Source organism: Streptomyces sp. NPDC023723, from assembly GCF_040639815.1.
Lineage (GTDB): Bacteria > Actinomycetota > Actinomycetes > Streptomycetales > Streptomycetaceae > Streptomyces.
On the sequence record NZ_JBFAAP010000007.1, the window covers coordinates 11,497 to 32,621 of the forward strand.

Below are 21,125 nucleotides of genomic sequence, written 5' to 3' on the forward strand. Positions count from 1 at the left end.
GATGGTACGGCGCCCGGCGCCGCCCCCGGTAAGCCCGTCAGCGGTCGTCGCGGTCGGCTGCGTCACGTCCCGGCGGCCGTTCTGCCGGGAGTGCCAGGTTCGCGGTGTTTGCCGGGTTGGCGGCGGTCTCGGGGCGGTGGCCGTTCTGCCGTGACTCCAGCTCCTTGATCATCTCCTGGAGTTCGTCGCGGATCCAGTCCCGGGTGGCGACCTCGCCCAGACCGATGCGCAGCGCGGCGATCTCGCGGGTCAGGTACTCGGTGTCGGCGATCGACCGCTCGTTCTGCTTGCGGTCCTGCTCCAGGTTGACCCGGTCCCGGTCGTCCTGCCGGTTCTGCGCGAGCAGGATCAGCGGGGCCGCGTAGGACGCCTGGAGGGACAGCATCAGGGTCAGGAAGATGAACGGGTACTCGTCGAACCGCAGGCCCGCCGGGGCGGCGATGTTCCACACCACCCACACGATGATGACGACCGTCATCCAGACGATGAACCGCCCGGTGCCCAGGAAGCGGGCGATCCGCTCGGAGAACCGGCCGAACGCCTCCGGGTCGTACTCGGGCAGCAGTCGGCGGCGCGCCGGGCGCGGCTGGTCGAGGCGGGGGCCGCGGTGCCGCGAGGTGGCCGTCGCACCGGACACGGCGCGCTCCCGCACGGGCGTCTCACGCTCCGGCGCCATCCCCGCTCACCTCCTCCGCCCCGGTCTCCGCCAGGTGGTATTCGGTCTCCCGCCAGTCGTCGGGCAGCATGTGGTCCAGTACGTCGTCCACGGTGACCGCGCCGAGCAGCGCCCCGGAGTCGTCGACCACGGGGGCGGCCACCATGTCGTACGTGGCGAAGAACCCGGCGACCACGGGCAGTGCGGCGTCCGGCTCCAGCGGCTGGAGGTCGTCGTCGATGATCGAGCCGACCAGGGTGTACGGGGGGTCGCGCAGCAGCCGCTGGAAGTGGACCGTGCCGAGGTACTTGCCGGTCGGCGTCTCGTCGGGCGGGCGGCAGACGTAGATCTGCGCGGCGTGCGCCGGGGACAGGTCGGGGTTGCGGATCCGGGCCAGGGCGTCGGCGACGGTGGCGTCGGGGCGCAGCACGATCGGCTCGGTCGTCATCAGACCGCCGGCCGTGTGCTCCTCGTACGCCATCAGCCGGCGCATGTCGGCGGCGTCGGCCGGTTTCATCAGGCTGAGCAGCCGTTCCTTGTCCGGCTCGGGCAGTTCGCCCAGCAGGTCGGCGGCGTCGTCCGGGTCCATCGCCTCCAGCACGTCGGCGGCCCGCTCCTCCGCCAGCTTGCCGAGGATCTCGATCTGGTCGTCCTCGGGCAGTTCCTCCAGTACGTCGGCCAGCCGGTCGTCGTCGAGGGCGGCGGCGACCTCGGCGCGGCGCTTGGCGGACAGGTGGTGCAGGACGTTGGCCAGGTCGGCGGGGCGGAGCTGTTCGAAGGTGGCGAGGAGGTTCTCCGCGCCCTGTCCCTGCTCCTCCGCGGAGAACCCGGTGACCGCCGACCACTCCACGGTCAGCGCCTCGCCCCGGCCGCGCCGGAAGGCGCCGCCGCGCCGGCCCCGGCGGACGAAGACCTTGTCGATCTCCCAGTCCCGGCGGGCGGGCAGCTGCTGCACCGCCAGGTCCAGGACGGTGACCTCCTCGCCGGTCTCGGCGAGGGTGACGCGCCGGTCGAGCAGTTCGCCGAAGACGAGGCGCTCGGTGGGCCGCTGTTCGAAGCGGCGGACGTTGAGCACGCCGGTGGTGAGGACCTGGCCGGACTGGATGCCGGTGACCCGGGTCATCGGCAGGAAGATCCGGCGGCGGGTGGCGACTTCGACGACCAGGCCGAGCAGCCGCGGGGGTTTCTGCCCGACGCGCAGCATGACGACCAGATCGCGCACCCGCCCCACCTGGTCGCCGTTGGGGTCGAAGACGGCGACACCGGAGAGGTGCGAGACGAAGATCCGGGGGGCGCCCGCTGCCATGGCCGCGGCTCCTTTTCGTGACGGCTGCTGCCTGCTGTGTCTCTTTTCCGAATTGCCCGCTCGGATGGCCTTCAGGCTAGCCCGTCCTGAAGTCGTCCGCGCTGGTGGCCGGTCCGGACGGACTGGCTCCGCCGCCCGTGCGCCGCCCCGGTACGCTGCCGTACGCCGTACCGGTCTCCCGCGAGAAAGGCGCCTCACCTGTGACTGTGACTCCCCGGCGCAGAAATCCCCGGTCCGCTCTCGCCGGTGCCGTGTGCGTCCTGGCCGTCGGGACCGGGCTGACGGGATGCGGCGGCGAGGACCCCGACGCGGGCACCAACGGGGTCGGCAAGCTGTCCGCCGCGCAGATCCAGCGCAAGACCCGCAGCGCCGCCGAGGCCGCCGAGACCGTGCGGCTGCACGGCTCCGTCGTCACCAGCGGCAGCACGTACGCGCTCGACATGCGGCTGAAGTCCGACGGCGGCACCGGGTCGGTCACCGCCAAGGGCACCACGTTCGGGCTGCTGCGGGTCGGCGAGCAGCTCTTCCTGAAGGCCGACGCCGGGTTCTGGAGCCATGACACCGGCGACGCGGACGCCGCCGCGGCCGAGAAGCTGGCCGGCAAGTACGTGAAGGTGCCGCAGGGCGACCCCTCGTACAAGAAGTTCAGCGGGTTCACGGACAAGGACGTGCTCCTCGACGGGCTGCTGGCGCTGCACGGCACGGTGGCGACGGACGGCCGGCACGAGCAGGCCGGCACCCGCACCGTCCGCATCAGCGGCGACGACGGCGACGGCGGCTCACTGGACGTCTCCCTGGAGGGCCGGCCGTATCCACTGCGCCTGGTCCGGGCGGGCAGCGCGGGCACCCTCACCTTCTCGGACTGGAACAAGGACTTCGCCCTGACGGAACCGGGCAAGGACGACACCCTGGACTACGGCAAGCAACTGCCGACGTCGTGACAGGCGCCCCACAAGGGGCGCGGGACTGTCACACCATGCGGCTCCGCCGCGCGGGCGCGACCAGCCACGGCGAAACCGGCACCCGGAGCACTACCGCTTACGCCGCAGCAACCGGGGCAACCCCGCGGGGACCGGCCCCCGGGTCGTCGCCGGCGTAGGCAACGGCGGCGCGGCCAGCGACCCGTCCGGCAGCTCCCCGGCCACCCCCGTCGGAGACAACCGCAGCACCCGGCACTCCCGCGCCCAGCGCTCCACCATCGCCTCGCCGTCGGGCGCGTTGAGCCGCTTGCCCTTCAGTTCCGCGACCGCCGCCCGCCACTGCTCGGAGCCGGCCGGCAGCTCGGCGACCCGGGCCGTCCAGGAGACCAGCCGGCCGCCCTTGTCCTTGCTGCGCACCGTCACCTCGGCGGTGGAGCCGTCGGCCAGCGACGGCAGCGGCTGCTCACCGGGACCGTCGCCCACCACACACGCCGCGCCCTCGTGCCAGACGTGCCACAGCGCACGGGCGGCGGTGCCGGGGCCCGCGACCCAGATGAGGCCGGACTTCTTGGCGGCCTCCTCGACGAGGGCCTGGCCGAGCAGCTCACTTGTCATGCCGACCAGCCTAACGAGACGGGCTACAGCCAGCCGTTGCGCTTCAGCGTGCGATGGATGCCGAAGCAGATGGCGACGGTGACGCCGAGGACCATCGGGTAGCCGAACCGCCAGTGCAGTTCGGGCATGTGGTCGAAGTTCATGCCGTAGACGCCGCACATCATCGTCGGTACGGCGACGATCGCGGCCCACGAGGTGATCTTCCGCATGTCCTCGTTCTGCGCGACGGACGCCTGGGCGAGGTTGGCCTGGAGGATGGAGTTCAGCAGCTCGTCGAAGCCGATGACCTGCTCGTGCACCCGGGCGAGGTGGTCGGCGACATCGCGGAAGTACTTCTGGATGTCGGGGTCGACCAGCCGCATCGGCCGCTCGCTGAGCAGCTGCATGGGCCGCAGCAGCGGCGACACCGCCCGCTTGAACTCCAGTACCTCGCGCTTGAGTTGGTAGATCCGGCCGGCGTCGGTGCCGCGCGGGCTGCCCTTGCGGCCCGGCGAGAACACCTCGGTCTCGACCTCGTCGATGTCGTCCTGCACGGCGTCGGCGACCGCGATGTACCCGTCGACGACGTGGTCGGCGATGGCGTGCAGCACCGCCGAGGGGCCCTTGAGCAGCAGCTCGGGGTCGTCCTGGAGCCGGTGCCGCAGCGCCCGCAGCGAGCCCTTGCCGCCGTGCCGGACGGTGATCACGAAGTCCCGTCCGGTGAAGCACATGACCTCGCCGGACTCGACCACCTCGCTGTTGGCGGTCAGCTCGTCGTGGTCGACGTAGTGGACGGTCTTGAAGACGGTGAACAGGGAGTCGTCGTAGCGCTCCAGCTTGGGCCGCTGGTGGGCGACGACGGCGTCCTCCACGGCCAGCGGGTGCAGCCCGAACTCGCGGGCGATACCGGCGAACTCGTCCTCGGTGGGCTCGTGCAGCCCCATCCACACGAACCCGCCGTCGCGGCGCACCCGGCGCATCGCCTCGTGCGGGCTGAGCGGGGCCTCGGTCTGCACGCGGCGGCCGTCCCGGTAGACGGCGCAGTCGATCACGGCCGAGGAGCTGGCCGGGTCCCGGGTGGCGTCGTAGGGACCGCTGTCCTTGCGCAGCGGGACCCGGGAGGAGGGGCGGACCGCGGCTCGCAGGTCACGGATCATCGACATGGCAGGCTCCTTCGCTACGGGCAGCGAACGGCGCCGGGCGACGGGTGGAACCACCCGGAATGAGGACGTCCTGTACGTGCGCGGGCCTGGCGCGTCCACAAAGCGGGGAGCACCCCACCGTCGCGGTGGCGTGGCTTCACTGCTGGTTCACATGAGTTCTCATGAGTTCTCACGAGACGAAGTGCTCTTCCGCAGGAAAGCGCGCGGCAGACGGGAGGCGGCGACCGGTGAGAGTCCGGAGGCGGCGGCGTCAGCGGCCGGAAGAGCGGGTGGTACTGCACGGTCGACTTCGGTCCATGCCGACCCCACCTCCTCCGGCCGATCCCTCGTAAGGGATGTCCATTCCCCCGTTTAGAGGGATTCCCCGTAGGGGAGTGTTCATTGCAGCGACGGGGCGTGAGTCTCGCGCTCTTGCGTGCTGCCCCAACGACCGGGCCAGAGTACCAGCCGCCCGTCGTGTCAAGGTGCCGCTTTGCCGCGTACTGACGAGTTCTATGCTCGCCGCATGGCTGATGTTCTTCCTCTGGTAGAGGCCCGGTTGCGCAGCGCGCTCGGCGAACCGGACGCCCGCGCGGGGGTCACCTTCCTCGGCACGGACCGCATCGAGGTGCTCCGCTTCCACGCCGCGGGCCGCTCCGCCGAGGAGGGCGACGTCGTCCGCTACGCCACCCTCGGCATGTCCGCGCAGCCGATGGCCGACCCCACGGCGATGCTCGCCGACCCGGTGCGGGGGCCCCGGGCCGAACTGGTCCTGTCGGTACGGGCGGGGCTCGCCGACACCGGCAAGGTGCTCCGCCCGCTCGCCGTGCTCGCCGCGTCCCCGCAGGTGGAGGGGGTGATCGTGGCTCCCGGCGCCGCGCTGGACGTGGGTGAGCCGCTGTGGCCCGGCGCCCCGTTCAGCTCCGTCCTGGTCGCCGAGCCGGGCGGCCTGGTGGCGGACCTGGAGCTGGCCGCGCCGCTGGACCCGGTGCGGTTCCTGCCGCTGCTGCCGATGACGCCGAACGAGGCCGCCTGGAAGCGGGTGCACGGCGGGCCGGCGCTCCAGGAACGCTGGCTGACGCACGGTACGGACCTGCGGGATCCGGCCCGCCGGTCCGTACCGCTGGAGTGACGCGACTCACCGCCGGGGCGGGTCAGTTGGCGAAGGCGGACACGCCGTCCTCGGTCCGGTGCCTCGGCTCCAGTTCCGCGGCTTCGTGAGTGAGGGCCCGGCGGCGGACGGCGACCACGGCCGCGCCGATCACCGCGGTGACCGCCGCCACCACGAACGGGATGTGGATGTCGGTCCACTCCTCGATCTTCGGCGCGAAGTACGGGGCCGCCGCGGCGGCGAACCAGCGCACGAAGTTGTAGCCGGCGCTCGCCACCGGCCGCGGGGCGTCCGAGACGCCGAGCGCCAGTTCGGTGTAGACGGTGTTGTTCACGCCGATGAACGCGCCGGACAGGATCGTGCAGACGATCGCGGCGGTGTGGCTGCCGTAGCCGAGGACCAGGACGTCGACGGCGAGCAGCACCAGCGAGCCGCCGAGCACCTTCAGCGACCCGAACCTCTTCTGCATGCGCGGCGCGACCAGTACCGAGAAGACCGCCAGCAGCACACCCCAGGCGAAGAACACGGCCCCCGACTTGTACGGGGTCATGTTCAGCACGAACGGCGTGAAGGCCAGCACGGTGAAGAACGTGTAGTTGTAGAAGAACGCCGAGATCGCGGCCGAGGCGAGACCGCCGTGGCCGAGCGCCTTGACCGGGTCCAGGAGGGATGTCTTGCGGGCGGGCTTCGGCTGTTCCTTCAGGAACGCCGTGATGCACAGGAAGCCGACCGCCATCAGGAACGCGGTGCCGAAGAACGGGTAGCGCCAGCTCGCGTCGCCGAGCAGCGCGCCGAGCAGCGGGCCGCAGGCCATGCCGAGGCCGAGGGCGGACTCGTAGAGCAGGATGGCCGCGGAGCTGCCGCCGGCCGCCGCGCCGACGATGACCGCGAGGGCGGTCGAGACGAACAGCGCGTTGCCCAGGCCCCAGCCGGCCCGGTAGCCGACGAGCTGGCCGACGGTGTCGGAGGTGCCCGCGAGGCCCGCGAAGACGACGACGAAGGCGAGGCCGAGCAGCAGGGTCTTCTTGCCGCCGATCCGGCTGGAGACGAAGCCGGTGACCAGCATCGCGATCGCGGTGATCAGGAAGTACGAGGTGAAGAGCAGGGAGACCTGGCTGGCGGTCGCGTGCAGTCCGGTCGCGATGGACGGCAGGATCGGGTCGACGAGACCGATGCCCATGAAGGCGACGACGGACGCGCCGGCGGTCGCCCATACGGCCTTGGGCTGTCGCAGGATGCTGCCTGCCCCTGCTTCGAAGGGGTCCATGCTGACTCCAATGTCCGGCGAGGGCCGGCGGGTAGATGGTTGGTGTATACACACATTAAGTTAGATCCGCTAATTAGTGCAAACTACATCTAGTTTTCCCTGGTCAGCCCCGGCCTCCGGATGGGTGATCGTCCTTGACGCGGCGCAGCGGGGGTAGGACCGTGGGGCCCTATGAGGGGCGAACCCAGTTGCCCGAAGTGTGGTGGCCGGGTCAGGGCTCCCGGCCTCTTCGCCGATTCCTGGCAGTGCGACACGCACGGCCCGGTCCACCCGGTCCAGCCCGTGATACCGCCGAGCGTCGAAGCCCTCGAGGTCGTGGTGGGCCGCACCCAGGTGCCGGTGTGGATGCCGTGGCCGCTGCCGGTCGGCTGGCTCTTCACGGGCGTCACCTGCGCGGGCGACGACCGCAGCGGCGGCCGGGCGACGGCGGTGGCCTGCTCCGGACCCGGACCGCTCGGCGGCGTCGGTGAGCTGATCCTGGTGGCCGAGGAACTGGGGGTCGGACTCGGCGCCTACTTCGCCGGTCTCGACGGGCCGGACCCGGGCCCCTCCTTCGACGTCGAGAAGCCGCCGCAGGCCAAGGTGCTCGCGGCCGGCCGCCCGACCCCCCTCTGGCACGTCTCCGGGGCCCCCGTCGACCGGGCCGTCTTCGCCGGGGAGGCGCTCGGCATGTGGCTGTGGGCGGTGGTCTGGCCCGAGCAGTCGGGGCTGCTGATGTACGACGAACTGGTGCTCACGGATCTGCGGGAGGCGGGCGCGGAGGTGGAGCTGGTGCCGTGCGGGGCGCTGTCGCCGCGGCTGCTCGAGCCATAGCGCCCACGTTGCCCCTGCCGTGCGGCGGCCCTCCCCCTCCCGTGGGCGGAGGGCCCCTGTCGGGCGGCGGCCCGCGTCCGCGGGGATCGGCTGTCGCGCGGGGGAGCGGGAAAGTCCGGTTATCCTTTCCACGTCCGTTTGTCCGCCGCGCCGTCTGGAGCCCGCCGTGCGTATCGATCTGCACTGCCACTCGACGGCGTCCGACGGTACGGACACCCCGGCCGAGCTGGTGCGCAACGCCGCGGCGGCCGGTCTCGACGTGGTCGCGCTGACCGACCACGACACCACCCGGGGCTACGCCGAGGCCGTCGCCGCGCTGCCCGCCGGGCTCACCCTGGTGACCGGCGCCGAGCTGTCCTGCCGTATCGACGGCGTCAGCATGCACATGCTGGCCTACCTCTTCGACCCCGAGGAGCCGGCCCTGCTCGCCGAGCGGGAGCTGGTCCGGGACGACCGGGTGCCGCGCGCCAAGGGCATGATCGCCAAGCTCAACGAGCTGGGCGTGCCGGTCACCTGGGAGCAGGTCGCGCGGATCGCCGGCGACGGTTCGGTCGGGCGGCCGCACGTGGCCTCCGCCCTGGTCGAGCTGGGCGTCGTACCGACCGTGGGCGACGCCTTCACCGCGGACTGGCTGGCCGACGGCGGCCGGGCCTTCGTGGACAAGCACGAGACCGACCCGTTCGAGGCGGTCCGGCTGATCAAGGGCGCGGGCGGCGTCGCGGTGTTCGCGCACCCGGCCGCGGCCAAGCGCGGCCGTACGGTGCCCCAGTCCGTGATCGCCGAGCTGGCCGCCGCCGGACTCGACGGCATCGAGGTCGACCACATGGACCACGACGCGGAGACCCGGACGCGACTGCGCGGTCTCGCCGGTGAGCTGGGCCTGCTGACGACCGGGTCGAGCGACTACCACGGCAGCCGGAAGACCTGTGTGCTCGGCGAGTACACGACCGACCCCGAGGTCTACGGGGAGATCACGCGGCGCGCGTTCGGCGCGTTCCCGGTGCCGGGGGCCGGCGGAGTCCGCGAGGCCTGAGGGCCGCCTCCGCCCACCCGTACCCGCACCACCGCAAGGCCAGTGGCTCACCCATGTTCGACGTCGCCGTCTTCGGCTCCCTCTTCCTGACCCTTTTTGTCATCATGGATCCCCCCGGGATCACCCCGATCTTCCTCGCCCTGACCGCCGGGCGGCCCGGCCGGGTGCAGAAGCGGATGGCGTTCCAGGCCGTCTGTGTCGCCGGCGGTGTGATCACCGTGTTCGGGCTGCTCGGGCACCAGATCCTGGACTATCTGCATGTGTCGGTGCCCGCGCTGATGATCGCGGGCGGTCTGCTGCTGCTCCTGATCGCGCTGGACCTGCTCACCGGCAAGACGGACGAGCCCAAGCAGACCAAGGACGTCAACGTCGCGCTGGTGCCGCTCGGCATGCCGCTGCTCGCCGGGCCGGGCGCCATCGTGTCCGTGATCCTCGCCGTGCAGAAGGCCGACGGGGTCGGCGGACAGGTGTCGGTGTGGTCGGCGATCCTCGCCATCCATGTGGTGCTCTGGCTGGTGATGCGGTACTCGCTGCTGATCATCCGGGTCATCAAGGACGGCGGCGTGGTCCTGGTGACCCGGCTCGCGGGCATGATGCTCTCCGCGATCGCCGTGCAGCAGATCATCAACGGCGTCACCCAGGTGATCCAGGGCGGCTGAGGCATCGTTCGCGGATGCGACCGGGCCCCCGTACGGCGTGCGTACGGGGGCCCGGTCGGAGCGGTGTGAACGATCCGCCGTTACGAGGCCGAGGTCTCGGCGGGGCGGATCCACAGGCGCTGCCCGATGGCGGCGGCCTGCTGGACTATCCGGTTGACGGAGGCGGCGTCCACGACCGTGCTGTCCACGGGCGTGCCGTCGATGTCGTCGAGTCGCATGACTTCAAAGCGCATGGCCTCTCCCTTCGTCTGGTCATCCTCCTGAGGAGAACTACTGAGGGGAGCCCCAAGGGTCATCGGTGCCCGGGGTTCCACTCATGCCCAACGGGCTTGATGGTTCGAACATTCCCTACGCTAAAGAAAATTTTCGACAGGCTAATTACTAGTTCGTTAAACGGCCGGAACAAGACTGACCGGGACCGGTTGTGTTCGCTGCGTGACCGCCGGGACAATGGAGTCGATGAACGACGACCTGGCATCCCTGTCCACCCGTGTCGAACGCACCAACGAGCTGCTCCAGCGCATGCTCGCCGAGGTGGCGAAGACGCCTTCCACCCACGCGATCTTCGTGGACGCGGGATACCTGTACGCGGCGGCGGGACGGCTGGTCGCCGGAACCGAGGACCGGCGCGCCTTCGAGCTGGACGCCGAGGGGCTGATCGAGGCTCTCATCGACCGGGCCCGCACCATCTTCGCGGACAGCCGGCTGCTGCGGGTCTACTGGTACGACGGCGCCCGGCGCCGCATCCACACCGCCGAGCAGCAGTCCATCGCCGAGCTGCCCGACGTGAAGGTCCGGCTGGGCAATCTGAACGCCAACAACCAGCAGAAGGGCGTCGACTCCCTGATCCGCAGCGACCTGGAGTCCCTCGCCCGGCACCGCGCGATCAGCGACGCGGCTCTGCTCGGCGGCGACGAGGACCTGGTGTCGGCGGTCGAGGCCGCCCAGGGATACGGCGCCCGCGTCCACCTGTGGGGCGTCGAGGCACCCGAGGGACGCAACCAGGCCGACCCGCTGCTCTGGGAGGTCGACAGCCAGCGCACCTTCGACCTGGACTTCTTCAAGCCCTACGTCTCCCGGCGCACCCTGCCCGCCTACGAGACGCCGGGCGCGGGCCGGCCCACCCGGGAGAACGTCCGCTTCGTCGGTGCGCAGATCGCCGCGAAGTGGCTGGCCTCCCGGGGCCGGGAGGCGCTGGTGGAACTCCTCGACGGCCACCCGTACCTGCCCGGCCCGGTCGACCAGGACCTGCTGGTCGAGGCCGAGGGGCTGCTCCAGTACTCGCTGCGCGGCCAGCCCGATCTGCGGCGGGCGCTGCGGGACGGGTTCTGGGAGTACGTGCAGACGCAGTGTTAGATCTGTCTGCTGGATGAGGCCGCGGGGCGTGGCGGCCACCGGCGGTGGTCGCGGCTCAGTCGACCCGTACTACGAACTTGCCGCGCACTCCGCCCGCCTCCAGGGCCCGGTGCGCCGCCGCGGTCTCCGCCAGCGGGAAGACGGTGTCCACCGCCGGGCGCAGGGCGCCGTCCGTGACATGGCGGGCGACGGCGTCCAGGAGGGGGCGCTTCGGGTTGCCGCTGAAGGCCCGCACCCGGCCGCGGCCGTGCACGGCACTGGCGGCCAGGTAGCCCACCGTCGCCAGGATCCGCGTCGGGTCGACGGCGATGGTCACCATCCGACCGCCGGGGCGGAGCAGGCGCCGGTAGCCGCTCAGCTCGGTGCCCACGGTGTCCAGTACGACGTCGAACCGGCCCAGGTCGGCGGGGCGCACGGCCCGGTGGTCGACGGCCTCCTGGGCGCCCAGCTCCCGCACGAAGCCGAGGTTGGCCGCGCGCGCCAGACCGGTCACCTCGGCGCCGCGCGCCCGGCCGAGCTGGACGGCGACATTGCCGACCCCGCCGGCCGCGCCGCGTACCAGGAGCCGTTCGCCCGGGCGCAGCGCGGCCTTGTCGCGCAGGGCGGTGACGGCCGTGGTGCCCACCGGGAGCGCCGCGGCCTCCACGAGGTCCAGACCCGCCGGGACCGGCCCGACCCGGTCGGCGGGCACCGCCACGTACTCGGCGGCGGTGCCCTTCGGCGAGCGTCCCGCGGTGCCCCATACGCGGTCGCCGACCGCCCACGCGCCGGTGCCGGCGCCGAGCGCCGCGATCTCGCCGGTGAAGTCGATGCCGGTGCGCTGGGGGAACCTGGCGCCGGTGACCAGGCGGGCCCGGCCGGAGCGGGCCAGCAGCTCACCGCCGTTCACGCTGAAGGCGCGGACCCGGACCAGTACCTCGCCGGGGGCGGGGGCGGGGCGCGGTACCCGGCCCACGTAGAGCACCTCGGGGCCGCCGAAGCGGTCGTACAGTACGGCTCTCATCGTGCGGTCGCTGTCGTCGTGCATGGTGCCTGCCTCTTCCTCCGGGTCCGGACGCCGAGCGTAGGGTGCCAAGTGGACGGCATCGTCCAGTTCCGGCGGAGGTGAGAGACAGTGACGGTCGGTTCCTCTCGGTTCGGGGGCGGCGGGCGCGGGACGGCCGGCGGGTTGCGGGCGGACGCGCGGCGCAACCGGGAGCGGATACTCGTGGCCGCCCGGGCGGTCTTCGCCGAGTACGGCATCGACGCGCCGATGGCCACCGTGGCCCGCCGGGCCGGCGTCGGCGTCGCCACGCTCTACCGGCGCTTCCCGACCCGCGACGACCTGGTGCACGCGGCGTTCGAGGACCAGTTGACCGCCTGCACCCGGGTGCTGGCGGAGGCCGTGGCCGACCCCGACCCCTGGCACGGCTTCCAGCGGCTGGTGGAGACGGTCTGCCGGTTGCAGCGGGAGGAACGGGGGTTCCCCGCGGCGTTCGCCGCGGCCTTCCCGGACCGCTCGCGGGAGCGGGTGCGGGCCCGGGCGGGGGCCGAGCGGCAGCTCATGACCCTGATCCGCAGGGCGCAGGCGGCGGGGGCGCTGCGGCCGGACTTCCACCCGTCCGACCTCGGCGTGGTTCTGCTGGCGCACTGCGGCATGGTCGCCGCGCTGCCCGCCGACGACGCGGCCTCCCGGCGCCTGGTGGCCTACTTCCTGGAGGCGTTCCGGGCCCACCCGGCGCGCTCGGCGCTGCCGCCGCCGAGCGCGCTGCGGCTGGACGCGTTCCCGATGGCGGCGGACGGCGGGCGCGGCTGAGCCGGGGGGTTTCCGGGTCTCGGCGGTTGGTTCCCGGGTGTCAGTGGGTGGTTCCCCGTTCCCCGTTCCCCGGTCTCGGCGGTTGGTTCCGGGTCTGATCGGCCGGTTCCGGGCCTCAGTGGCCGGTGACGTGGTCCCAGAAGTCGGCGAGGGCCGTGGCGGTGGGCAGTGGCTGGTCGGCGTTGGGGGAGTGCTCGGCGCCGGCGATCACGGTCCGGCGCGCGTCCAGCCGTACCGCCATGTCGTCCAGGAGCGGCACCGGCCAGGTGTCGTCGCGTTCGCCGGACAGCACATGGCACGGCAACGGCACGGCCGTGAGCTCCGCGACCCGGTCCGGCTCGGTGCACAACTGCTGTCCCCCGGCGAGGAGTTGTGCGGGCGCGGTGCCCAGCCAGCGGAGCCGCAGCCGCTCCTCGTCGACCGGCCCGCGGACCGGTCCGCCGACCTCCTCGGGCGGCCCCATCGCCTGCATCGTCTCCCAGACCTCGGCCATCGTCAGCACGGCGAGCGCGTCCCGGAGCAGCTTCACCCGCTGCCGCTGGGGTTCGGAGATCTGCGCCGGCCCCGACGACATCAGGGTGAGCGAGCGGAAGGGGGAGTGGTCCAGGAGGACGGCGGCGCGGGCGATCTGACCGCCGAGGGAGTGGCCGAGCAGGTGGATCGGGGCGTGGGGCGCGGGGCTGCCGAGGGCGGTCGCCTGGGCGAGTACGTCCCGTGCGAGCTCCCGCTGGGCGTAGGCGGACTCGTCGTGCCGGGGGCCGTCGGACTCGTACTGGCCGCGTCCGTCCACGGCGACCGTGCGGTAGCCGCGGGCCGCGAGCGGCTCGTGCAGCAGGGTGAAGTCCTCCTTGCTGCCGGTGAAGCCGGGCAGCATCAGCACGGTGCCGCGCGGCTCGGCCCCCTCGGCCACGGGCGAGTCGACGGCGGCGAACTCGCCGCGCGCGGTCCGCAGCCGGTACGCGCGGGCGGCGGGGGGCGGGTCGAAGGCGGCGTTCCTGCTCACGGGGCGAGGGTATCGGGGCGGGCCCGGGGGAGGGTACGCGGGAACGCCGTCGGCCCGGTCCCGCGCGGGGCGGGACCGGGCCGACGAGGCGTGGAGATCAGCTCTCCGGGGACTCCGCGGGCTGCGGGGCCGCCGCGGCCTTGCGGGTGCGGCGGACCTTGGGCTTGGCCGCCGCGTCCTCGGCCGTGGTGGTGGCCTTCGCCGCGGTCTTGCGGGTGCGGCGGGGCTTGGTCCCGGCTTCGGCCTCGGGTCCGGATTCGGATTCGGATTCGGATTCGGATTCGGTGGAGGTCTGGGCCGGGATGCCGGCGGTGGGTTCGGCGGCCGTCGTTGCCTTGCGGGTGCGGCGGGTCTTCGGCTTGGCCTCGGGCTCCGCGGCTTCCGTGCTGGGCGCCGGTACGGCCTTGGCGGCCGCGGTCTTGCGGGTGCGGCGCGGCTTGGTCTCCGTCACCGTCGTGCCCTCGGCGGTGTCGGCCACCGTCTCGGCCGTGGTGGTGGCCTTCGCCGCGGTCTTGCGGGTGCGGCGGGGCTTGGTCCCGGCTTCGGCCTCGGGTCCCGGTCCGGGTTCGGTGGAGGTCTGGGCCGGGATGTCGGCGGTGGGGTCGGTGGCCGTGGCGGGTGCCGTGGCCGGTGCCGCGGTGGCGGCCGCGGTCTTGCGGGTGCGGCGGGCCTTGGGCTTGGTTTCGGTGCCTTCGGCGGTGTCGGCCGCTGTTTCGGCGGCCGTCGTCGCCTTCCGCGTACGGCGGGCCTTCGGCTTGGCCTCGGGCTCCGCGGCTTCCGCGGTCGGCGCGGGGACGGCCGTGGCTGCCGCCGTCTTGCGGGTGCGGCGGGCCTTCGGCTTGGTCTCGGCCTCGGGGGCCTCGGACGCCGTGCCTTCGGTCGTGGTGCCTTCGATCGCCGTGCCTTCGGCGGTCTCGACGGCCGTCTCGGCGGACGCCGCGGCCTTACGGGTGCGGCGGCGCGGCTTGACGGCCGGGGCCTCCTCGACCGGGGCGGCCGGGGTGACCGGCGCGGTCTCGACGACGGACGCGGCCTCGACCACCACGGGCGCCTCGGTGATCACCGGAGCCTCGGCGGTCACGGGGGCGGCCTCGGCCGGGGCCTGCGGCGCGGTCCGCGTCTCCGCCGACTTGCGGGTGCGGCGGCGGCGCGGCTTCTCCGGGGCTTCCGGAGCCTCGGTGACCGCCGGGGTCTCGACGACGGCCGGAGCCTTGACGATTGCCGGTGCCTCGACGACGGCCGGTGCCTCGGTGACCACCGGTGCCTGCACCGCCGTAGCGGCCTCGGAGGCGCTCACGGCCGTGGCCGTGTCCTCCGCGCCGGCGGAGCCGGACGTGGTCGTGGGCTGCGGCTGGCGGGACTGGGCCCCGTTACGGGTGCGGCGGCGCCGGCGCAGGGTGCGCGGGGCGGTGTCGCCGTCCTCCGGCGCGCCGTCGCCGGGCACGGCCGTGACCGCCTCGGTCGCCGGGGCCGCCGGGTCCAGCGGCGTACCGCTGCGGGTACGGCGCCGACGGCGCGGCGTACGCGTCGACGAGCTCTCGCGGTCGGCCGCGCGGTCCCGGCCGCCGGACCGGGACTCGTCCCGGCCGCCCCGGCCGCCGCGACCCCGGTCCCGGCCGCCCCGGCCGCCGGGCTCGCCCAGGTCCTCCAGCTCCTCGGCGGCCAGACCGGCGCGGGTACGGGCCGCGCGCGGCAGGACACCCTTGGTGCCCTCGGGGATGCCGAGGTCGGAGTAGAGGTGCGGGGAGGTGGAGTACGTCTCCGGCGGGTCGTTGAAGCCCAGGTCCAGCGCCTTGTTGATCAGCTGCCAGCGGGGGATGTCGTCCCAGTCGACCAGCGTGATCGCCGTACCCTTGGCGCCCGCGCGGCCGGTCCGGCCGATGCGGTGCAGGTACGTCTTCTCCTCTTCCGGCGACTGGTAGTTGATGACGTGCGTGACGCCTTCGACGTCGATGCCGCGGGCGGCGACGTCGGTGCAGACGAGCACGTCCACCTTGCCGTTGCGGAAGGCGCGCAGCGCCTGCTCGCGGGCGCCCTGGCCCAGGTCGCCGTGGACCGCGCCGGAGGCGAAGCCGCGCTGCTGGAGCTGGTCGGCCAGGTCGGCCGCGGTGCGCTTGGTGCGGCAGAAGACCATGACCAGGCCACGGCCCTCGGCCTGCAGTATGCGCGAGACCATCTCCGGCTTGTCCATGTTGTGCGCGCGGTAGATGAACTGCTTGGTGTTGGCCACCGTCTGGCCCTCGTCGTCCGGCGAGGTGGCGCGGATGTGCGTGGGCTGCGACATGTAACGGCGGGCCAGTCCGATGACCGCGCCCGGCATGGTGGCCGAGAACAGCATCGTCTGCCGCTTGGCCGGCAGCAGGTTGATGATCTTCTCGACGTCGGGCAGGAAGCCCAGGTCGAGCATCTCGTCGGCCTCGTCCAGGACCAGGCACTTGACGTGCTTGAGGCTCAGCTTCTTCTGGCCCGCCAGGTCGAGGAGGCGGCCCGGGGTGCCGACGATCACGTCGACGCCCTTCTTGAGGGCCTCGACCTGGGGCTCGTAGGCACGGCCGCCGTAGATCGCGGTGACGCGCACGTTGCGCACCTTGCCGGCGGTCAGGAGGTCGTTGGTGACCTGCTGGCACAGCTCGCGCGTCGGGACGACGACGAGGGCCTGCGGGGTGTCGGTGAGGGCCTCGGGAGCGGCGCGGCCGGCCTCCACGTCGGCGGGGACGGTGACCCGCTCGAGGAGCGGGAGGCCGAAGCCCAGCGTCTTGCCGGTGCCGGTCTTGGCCTGGCCGATGACGTCCGTGCCCGAGAGGGCCACGGGGAGCGTCAGCTCCTGGATGGGGAACGGAGTGATGATGCCGACGGCCTCAAGGGCCTCGGCGGTCTCGGGAAGGATTCCGAGGGAACGAAACGTCGTAGTCAGGGTGCTGCCTCTTCTGTGTGCGCGGTGCGAGGCGAGCGCGGGGGTCGTGTCAGGACCGTGCCGGGGACGTCGGCCGCCGTACGGGCGAGCCGTGACACGGGACCTCTGCCGACGCTCTAGCGCTCGAACCGCTGAGGGTCCCCCTCCGGGCTGCCGTACACATCGGCGTACGGCCGGGAGGGCTGTCGGGCGGAGCCGATCGGGCCACCGACCGGGCATCCTCATGCGTCGGCCCGACGAACACGTCACGTAAGCCGTACGTCGTGTACTCGTACGTCACATACTCGGCAGGCGCATTACCACCATACCCCGGATTCGCGCACATGCGATGGCCGAATTGGTCACGTAGTCGTCGTCACACTGACTGACCAGGCCCTTCCGGTCCTCGACGGGCGGGCTATTGTGCGCTGCATGACGAGCTCTGACACGCCTGGCACCGCCGCCGACACCCCTGTGGACGCCCCCGCCGAACGTATCGCAGTCGCCGCCCGGGACTGGTCGGCGGCGGCCGCCGACCCGCAGTACCGGGCCGCGGTCGTGGACCTGCTCGGAGCGCTCGCGTACGGCGAGCTGGCGGCGTTCGAGCGGCTCGCGGACGACGCCAAGCTGGCGCCGACGCTGTCGGACAAGGCGGAGCTGGCGAAGATGGCCTCGGCGGAGTTCCACCACTTCGAGCGGCTGCGCGGCCGGCTCGCCGAGATCGGTGAGGAGCCGACGGAGGCGATGGCCCCGTTCGTGACCGCCTACGAGAGCTTCCACAAGCAGACGGCGCCTTCGGACTGGCTGGAAGGGCTGGTCAAGGCGTACGTCGGCGACTCGATCGCCAGTGACTTCTACCGGGAGGTCGCGGCCCGCCTCGACACCGACACCCGGGAGCTGGTGCTGGCGGTGCTCGACGACACCGGGCACGCCGGTTTCGCCGTGGAGAAGGTGCGCGCGGCGATCGACGCCGACCCGCGGGTGGGCGGCCGGCTGGCGCTGTGGGCGCGGCGGCTGATGGGCGAGGCGCTGTCGCAGTCCCAGCGGGTGGTGGCCGACCGGGACGCGCTGTCGACGATGCTGGTGGGCGGGGTCGCGGACGGGTTCGACCTCGCGGAGGTGGGCCGGATGTTCTCCCGGATCACCGAGGCGCACACCAAGCGGATGGCGGCGCTGGGGCTGGCGGCCTGACGCCGGTCACCTCTCGCCTGTCGCCTGTCACCTGTCACCTGTCGCCAGGCACCAGGTACAAGTCACCTGTCGTCAGTCACTGGTCGGCGCGGGGTGGGCGGCGGCCGGTCAGGCGGTCGCCGACCGGCCGCGCAGCCTTCCCGCCGGGCGCAGCAGGAGCGACAGTGAGGCGGCGGAGACGGCGGCCGAGCCCAGCAGCACGGGCAGCAGACTCGCGGCGCCCACCGCGCTGTGCGTGAGGAACGCGCCGAACAGGGCGCCCGCCACGCCCGTCGGCACGACGAGGGCGGGGGCCGGGAGGCGGTGCGGCAGACGGCGGGCGGCGGCCCACGCCAGGACCAGCCCGAGGATCGTGGCGCTGAGCGCTTCCAACAGCATGTCGGGTTCCCTCCCACACGGCCGGCCTGCCCGAACGGTCGTAGCCGTCATACCCCTGACCTGCGGAATGCAATCCTCCTCTGTGGGGGAGTTGTGCTCCGTTTGTGGACGGCGAGCGGGGCGCGTGGGTGGTGGTTCGGCGGGCGGTGGTGCGGGCGGTGCGGGATGTGCGGAGAGGTGCCGGACAGGCCGACGGTGCGAGATGTGCGGAAGGGCCCGGCGGTACGTGACCGCCGGGCCCTTCCGTATGCCGTTCGGCTACAGCGCGCCGAAGCCCACCTTGCGCGGGGCCGGCTCGCCCAGCTCCACGTAGGCGAGACGGTCGGCCGGGATCAGCACCTTGCGGCCGTGCTCGTCCACGAGGCTGAGCAGCGCCGACTTGCCGGCCAGTGCCTCGGACACCACGCGCTCTACCTCCTCGGCACTCTGACCGCTCTCCAGAACGATCTCGCGGGGCGCGTGCTGCACGCCGATCTTGACCTCCACGGCTTTGTCCCTCCGACGGTCAGTGATGTGCGCGATCTTCCGCGCCGTACCCAGCACACATTAGCCCGGTGAGGGGACGTACACGGTGCGCGCGGCAACGCCACGAGCGAACAGCGGGCGGGAACAAACAGCCGCCCGCCGCTCGTCGCTCAGTGCTGCTCGGTGCCGTGCAGCGGGAAGCCGGCGATGCCCCGCCAGGCCAGCGAGGCGAGCAACTGCACCGCCTGGTCGCGCGGCACACTGCGGTCGCTGTGCAGCCAGGAGCGGGCCACCACCTGGGCGAGCCCGCCCAGACCGGAGGCGAGCAGCATCGACTCCGCGCGGGACAGGCCGGTGTCCTCGGCGATGACGTCGCAGATCGCCTCGGCGCACTCGCCGGTGACCTTGTCCACCCGCTCGCGCACGGCGGGCTCGTTGGTCAAATCCGACTCGAAGACCAGCCGGAAGGCGCCGCCGTCGTCCTCGACGTAGGCGAAATAGGCGTCCATGGTCGCCCGGACCCGCTGCTTGTTGTCGTTCGTGGAGGCGAGCGCGTTGCGGACGGACTGGATCAGGGACTCGCAGTGCTGGTCCAGCAGGGCGAGGTAGAGATCCAGCTTGCCCGGGAAGTGCTGGTAGAGCACCGGCTTGCTGACGCCGGCCCGCTCGGCGATGTCGTCCATCGCGGCCGCGTGGTAGCCCTGCGCCACGAACACTTCCTGAGCGGCGCCCAGCAGCTGGTTCCGTCGGGCGCGACGCGGCAGGCGCGTGCCCCGCGGGCGTGCCGCCTCTGTCTGCTCGATGGCTGTCACGCCGCCTCCCAAAGTCGTCCCTGCGCGGTGTGCGCCGCGTGGCCATCGTACTTTTCGGTAACCGTGGTGTGCGCGGTGCGAGCGGAGAATTTCACGGACCGGACGCGGGCGAAAAGAGCACATAAGGCGGTCAACGGGTTCAGGTCGGGCACGTCTCGGCCTCTTCCCTGCTCGGTGCTGCCTGGTTGCCTGGCTACCTGCCTGCCTGCCTGCTTGGTTGCTTGCTTGGTTCCTGTCGGGTGCGCGTCAGCGGTAGTCGTCCTCGTCGAGGGAGACCACCCGGGCCTGCTCGGCGAGATCGGCCTCGTTGCCGCGGTCGGGGTCCACGTCGGTCAGCGGGTCGTCCCGGTCCGGGGCGATGTCCGTCCGCTGCTCGGCCGCGTCGGCGTCCGGCGCCTCGACGCCGACGTTCTGCGCGGCCTGCGCCTCGTCGTGCTCGAACGTCTCGGGGTCGCTCGGGTCAATGGCCATGCCGGCTCCCTTTCTGTGAACGTCCCCGCCGGCGGGCGGGGGGTCAGGTGCGGGTGCCCTCGGTACGAGCCTAGGAGACACCCGATTCGGATGCTGGGCGATCTGCTGCCGTATGCGCGGTACCTGAGGTGCTGTGGAGTGCTGTGCGGGTTCGTGCGCCCATGCCGAACAAATGCGCCCCTCCAGTGATGCCGAACACATGAACCCCTGTGTGATCGTCTCGTAATATTGCCGCATGTCTTCGACCGAGCTGCCGTCCGTGCCGCCTGCCAACGTGCTGCCGAAGGCAGTGGCCGTCAGGGTCGCGGAAGGCGAGCGGTTGAGGTCGGTGCGGCTGCCCGGCGGCACCCTGACGGTGCGCTCGCGGCGCCCGTCCCGCGAGGGGCTGCCGCCCGCCCTGTACGTGCACGGTCTCAGCGGCTCGTCGCAGAACTGGTCGGCGCTGATGCCGCTGCTGGACGACGTCGTCGACAACGAGGCGGTCGACCTGCCGGGCTTCGGCGACTCCCCGCCACCGGACGACGGCAACTACTCGATCACCGGGCACGCGCGCGCGGTGATCCGCCTCCTCGACGCGGAGCGCCGCGGCCCGGTGCACCTGGTGGGCAATTCGCTCGGCGGTGCCGTCGTCACCCGCGTCGCCGCCGTCCGCCCCGACCTGGTGCGCACGCTCACCCTCGTCTCGCCGGCCCTCCCGGAGATCCGCGTCCAGCGCAGCGCCGTGCCGACCGGGCTGCTGGCGGTGCCGGGGGTCGCCGCCCTGTTCACCCGTATGAGCCGGGACTGGACCGCCGAACAGCGGGTCCGCGGCGTCACGGCCCTGTGCTACGGCGATCCCGCGCGGGTGTCCGAAGAAGGACTGCGGCACGCGGTGGAGGAGATGGAACGGCGGCAGCGGCTGCCGTACTTCTGGGACGCGATGACGCGCTCCGCGCGGGGCATCGTCAGCGCCTACACGGTGGGCGGCCAGCACAGCCTGTGGCGCCAGGCCGAGCGCGTCCTCGCCCCGACCCTGCTCATCTACGGCGGCCGGGACAGACTCGTCGGCTACCGCATGGCCCAGCGGGCGGCCCGGGCCTTCCGCGACTCGCGGCTGCTCACCCTTCCGGACGCGGGGCACGTCGCCATGATGGAGTATCCGCAGACGGTCGCCACCGCCTTCCGCGAACTCCTCGCGGACACGGCCGGGTCGGCGCCCGCCGGCGGCGCCCGCCGCGCCGCCGCTGACCCGCACACCGACGAGAACACAGGAGGCTGAGGC

At 72.6% G+C, this 21,125-nt stretch carries 22 protein-coding genes; 9 read left to right on the forward strand and 13 right to left on the reverse strand.

Annotated elements, in window-relative coordinates:
• Positions 1-37: 37 nt before the first annotated feature.
• Both AB0G32_RS10625 and AB0G32_RS10630 read right to left on the reverse strand, forming a co-directional pair.
• Positions 38-676: a DUF1003 domain-containing protein gene (locus AB0G32_RS10625; RefSeq protein WP_361161194.1), complete on the reverse strand. Its 639-nt coding sequence runs from the start codon at positions 674-676 to the stop codon at positions 38-40.
• Positions 660-1,961: a CBS domain-containing protein gene (locus AB0G32_RS10630; RefSeq protein WP_361161197.1), complete on the reverse strand. Its 1,302-nt coding sequence runs from the start codon at positions 1,959-1,961 to the stop codon at positions 660-662. Before AB0G32_RS10630 ends, AB0G32_RS10625 begins: the two co-directional genes overlap by 17 nt.
• Before the next feature lie 200 nt (positions 1,962-2,161).
• On the opposite strand from AB0G32_RS10630, the gene AB0G32_RS10635 reads away from it, so the two are divergent.
• A complete protein-coding gene (locus AB0G32_RS10635) occupies positions 2,162-2,902 on the forward strand; it encodes a hypothetical protein (RefSeq protein ID WP_361161200.1) in 741 nt (246 codons plus the stop codon).
• Positions 2,903-2,992: 90 nt separating this feature from the next.
• On the opposite strand, the gene AB0G32_RS10640 is transcribed toward AB0G32_RS10635, so the two are convergent.
• Both AB0G32_RS10640 and AB0G32_RS10645 read right to left on the reverse strand, forming a co-directional pair.
• Positions 2,993-3,496 (reverse strand): hypothetical protein, encoded by a 504-nt coding sequence (locus AB0G32_RS10640; protein WP_361161203.1) that lies wholly within the window; start codon positions 3,494-3,496, stop codon positions 2,993-2,995.
• Between the two features lie 23 nt (positions 3,497-3,519).
• Entirely contained in the window at positions 3,520-4,638 is a 1,119-nt protein-coding gene (locus tag AB0G32_RS10645) for a magnesium and cobalt transport protein CorA (RefSeq protein ID WP_361161206.1), read from the reverse strand.
• A gap of 505 nt (positions 4,639-5,143) precedes the next feature.
• Here AB0G32_RS10645 and AB0G32_RS10650 point away from each other — a divergent pair.
• Positions 5,144-5,749 (forward strand): suppressor of fused domain protein, encoded by a 606-nt coding sequence (locus AB0G32_RS10650; RefSeq protein ID WP_361161209.1) that lies wholly within the window; start codon positions 5,144-5,146, stop codon positions 5,747-5,749.
• 22 nt (positions 5,750-5,771) lie between these two features.
• Here AB0G32_RS10650 and AB0G32_RS10655 read toward each other — a convergent pair whose 3' ends face one another.
• Positions 5,772-6,995 (reverse strand): MFS transporter, encoded by a 1,224-nt coding sequence (locus AB0G32_RS10655; RefSeq protein ID WP_361161211.1) that lies wholly within the window; start codon positions 6,993-6,995, stop codon positions 5,772-5,774.
• Between the two features lie 171 nt (positions 6,996-7,166).
• Here AB0G32_RS10655 and AB0G32_RS10660 point away from each other — a divergent pair, with 171 nt between their 5' ends.
• From AB0G32_RS10660 to AB0G32_RS10670, 3 genes are all read left to right on the forward strand, one after another.
• Positions 7,167-7,808 carry a DUF6758 family protein gene (locus AB0G32_RS10660; protein WP_361161215.1) on the forward strand — a complete coding sequence of 214 codons (642 nt, stop codon included), beginning with the start codon at positions 7,167-7,169 and terminating at the stop codon, positions 7,806-7,808.
• Positions 7,809-7,974: 166 nt separating this feature from the next.
• Positions 7,975-8,841 (forward strand): PHP domain-containing protein, encoded by an 867-nt coding sequence (locus AB0G32_RS10665; RefSeq protein WP_361161218.1) that lies wholly within the window; start codon positions 7,975-7,977, stop codon positions 8,839-8,841.
• A gap of 53 nt (positions 8,842-8,894) precedes the next feature.
• Entirely contained in the window at positions 8,895-9,500 is a 606-nt protein-coding gene (locus AB0G32_RS10670; RefSeq protein WP_361161221.1) for a MarC family protein, read from the forward strand.
• An 80-nt stretch (positions 9,501-9,580) separates the two neighbouring features.
• On the opposite strand, the gene AB0G32_RS10675 is transcribed toward AB0G32_RS10670, so the two are convergent.
• Positions 9,581-9,733 (reverse strand): hypothetical protein, encoded by a 153-nt coding sequence (locus AB0G32_RS10675; protein ID WP_361161224.1) that lies wholly within the window; start codon positions 9,731-9,733, stop codon positions 9,581-9,583.
• Between the two features lie 226 nt (positions 9,734-9,959).
• Here AB0G32_RS10675 and AB0G32_RS10680 point away from each other — a divergent pair, with 226 nt between their 5' ends.
• Positions 9,960-10,856, forward strand: a complete 897-nt coding sequence (locus AB0G32_RS10680) for an NYN domain-containing protein (protein ID WP_361161227.1) — start codon at positions 9,960-9,962, stop codon at positions 10,854-10,856.
• A 55-nt stretch (positions 10,857-10,911) separates the two neighbouring features.
• Here AB0G32_RS10680 and AB0G32_RS10685 read toward each other — a convergent pair whose 3' ends face one another.
• Complete coding sequence (locus AB0G32_RS10685) at positions 10,912-11,883, reverse strand: NAD(P)-dependent alcohol dehydrogenase (protein WP_361161230.1); 972 nt, start codon at positions 11,881-11,883, stop codon at positions 10,912-10,914.
• A gap of 87 nt (positions 11,884-11,970) precedes the next feature.
• Here AB0G32_RS10685 and AB0G32_RS10690 point away from each other — a divergent pair, with 87 nt between their 5' ends.
• Positions 11,971-12,651, forward strand: coding sequence for a helix-turn-helix domain-containing protein (locus tag AB0G32_RS10690; protein WP_361161233.1), 681 nt, complete (start codon positions 11,971-11,973; stop codon positions 12,649-12,651).
• Positions 12,652-12,766: 115 nt separating this feature from the next.
• Here AB0G32_RS10690 and AB0G32_RS10695 read toward each other — a convergent pair whose 3' ends face one another.
• The gene (locus AB0G32_RS10695) at positions 12,767-13,654 is read right to left on the reverse strand and encodes an alpha/beta hydrolase (protein ID WP_361161236.1); all 888 of its coding nucleotides are present in this window, start codon (positions 13,652-13,654) and stop codon (positions 12,767-12,769) included.
• A 97-nt stretch (positions 13,655-13,751) separates the two neighbouring features.
• The gene (locus AB0G32_RS10700; RefSeq protein ID WP_361161239.1) at positions 13,752-16,463 is read right to left on the reverse strand and encodes a DEAD/DEAH box helicase; all 2,712 of its coding nucleotides are present in this window, start codon (positions 16,461-16,463) and stop codon (positions 13,752-13,754) included.
• A gap of 516 nt (positions 16,464-16,979) precedes the next feature.
• On the opposite strand from AB0G32_RS10700, the gene AB0G32_RS10705 reads away from it, so the two are divergent.
• Positions 16,980-17,738 carry a ferritin-like fold-containing protein gene (locus AB0G32_RS10705; protein WP_361161242.1) on the forward strand — a complete coding sequence of 253 codons (759 nt, stop codon included), beginning with the start codon at positions 16,980-16,982 and terminating at the stop codon, positions 17,736-17,738.
• A 108-nt stretch (positions 17,739-17,846) separates the two neighbouring features.
• On the opposite strand, the gene AB0G32_RS10710 is transcribed toward AB0G32_RS10705, so the two are convergent.
• The 4 genes from AB0G32_RS10710 to AB0G32_RS10725 all read right to left on the reverse strand — a co-directional run bounded on the left by AB0G32_RS10710 (position 17,847) and on the right by AB0G32_RS10725 (position 19,864).
• Positions 17,847-18,116, reverse strand: a complete 270-nt coding sequence (locus AB0G32_RS10710; protein ID WP_361161245.1) for a hypothetical protein — start codon at positions 18,114-18,116, stop codon at positions 17,847-17,849.
• A gap of 258 nt (positions 18,117-18,374) precedes the next feature.
• Entirely contained in the window at positions 18,375-18,602 is a 228-nt protein-coding gene (locus AB0G32_RS10715) for a DUF3107 domain-containing protein (RefSeq protein ID WP_215172720.1), read from the reverse strand.
• 149 nt (positions 18,603-18,751) lie between these two features.
• A complete protein-coding gene (locus tag AB0G32_RS10720) occupies positions 18,752-19,393 on the reverse strand; it encodes a TetR/AcrR family transcriptional regulator (RefSeq protein WP_361161249.1) in 642 nt (213 codons plus the stop codon).
• 246 nt (positions 19,394-19,639) lie between these two features.
• Positions 19,640-19,864: a hypothetical protein gene (locus AB0G32_RS10725; protein WP_361161252.1), complete on the reverse strand. Its 225-nt coding sequence runs from the start codon at positions 19,862-19,864 to the stop codon at positions 19,640-19,642.
• 235 nt (positions 19,865-20,099) lie between these two features.
• Here AB0G32_RS10725 and AB0G32_RS10730 point away from each other — a divergent pair, with 235 nt between their 5' ends.
• Positions 20,100-21,122 carry an alpha/beta hydrolase gene (locus AB0G32_RS10730; protein ID WP_361161255.1) on the forward strand — a complete coding sequence of 341 codons (1,023 nt, stop codon included), beginning with the start codon at positions 20,100-20,102 and terminating at the stop codon, positions 21,120-21,122.
• Positions 21,123-21,125 lie beyond the last annotated feature (3 nt).

Coding starts and splice junctions, on each gene's coding strand:
- AB0G32_RS10730 (WP_361161255.1), top strand. CDS start 20,100: ATGTCTTCGACCGAGCTGCCGTCCGTGCCGCCTGCCAACGTGCTGCCG.
- AB0G32_RS10705 (WP_361161242.1), top strand. CDS start 16,980: ATGACGAGCTCTGACACGCCTGGCACCGCCGCCGACACCCCTGTGGAC.
- AB0G32_RS10630 (WP_361161197.1), bottom strand. CDS start 1,961: ATGGCAGCGGGCGCCCCCCGGATCTTCGTCTCGCACCTCTCCGGTGTC.
- AB0G32_RS10725 (WP_361161252.1), bottom strand. CDS start 19,864: ATGGCCATTGACCCGAGCGACCCCGAGACGTTCGAGCACGACGAGGCG.
- AB0G32_RS10650 (WP_361161209.1), top strand. CDS start 5,144: ATGGCTGATGTTCTTCCTCTGGTAGAGGCCCGGTTGCGCAGCGCGCTC.
- AB0G32_RS10645 (WP_361161206.1), bottom strand. CDS start 4,638: ATGTCGATGATCCGTGACCTGCGAGCCGCGGTCCGCCCCTCCTCCCGG.
- AB0G32_RS10675 (WP_361161224.1), bottom strand. CDS start 9,733: ATGCGCTTTGAAGTCATGCGACTCGACGACATCGACGGCACGCCCGTG.
- AB0G32_RS10640 (WP_361161203.1), bottom strand. CDS start 3,496: ATGACAAGTGAGCTGCTCGGCCAGGCCCTCGTCGAGGAGGCCGCCAAG.
- AB0G32_RS10625 (WP_361161194.1), bottom strand. CDS start 676: ATGGCGCCGGAGCGTGAGACGCCCGTGCGGGAGCGCGCCGTGTCCGGT.
- AB0G32_RS10680 (WP_361161227.1), top strand. CDS start 9,960: ATGAACGACGACCTGGCATCCCTGTCCACCCGTGTCGAACGCACCAAC.
- AB0G32_RS10655 (WP_361161211.1), bottom strand. CDS start 6,995: ATGGACCCCTTCGAAGCAGGGGCAGGCAGCATCCTGCGACAGCCCAAG.
- AB0G32_RS10710 (WP_361161245.1), bottom strand. CDS start 18,116: ATGCTGTTGGAAGCGCTCAGCGCCACGATCCTCGGGCTGGTCCTGGCG.
- AB0G32_RS10660 (WP_361161215.1), top strand. CDS start 7,167: ATGAGGGGCGAACCCAGTTGCCCGAAGTGTGGTGGCCGGGTCAGGGCT.
- AB0G32_RS10670 (WP_361161221.1), top strand. CDS start 8,895: ATGTTCGACGTCGCCGTCTTCGGCTCCCTCTTCCTGACCCTTTTTGTC.
- AB0G32_RS10685 (WP_361161230.1), bottom strand. CDS start 11,883: ATGCACGACGACAGCGACCGCACGATGAGAGCCGTACTGTACGACCGC.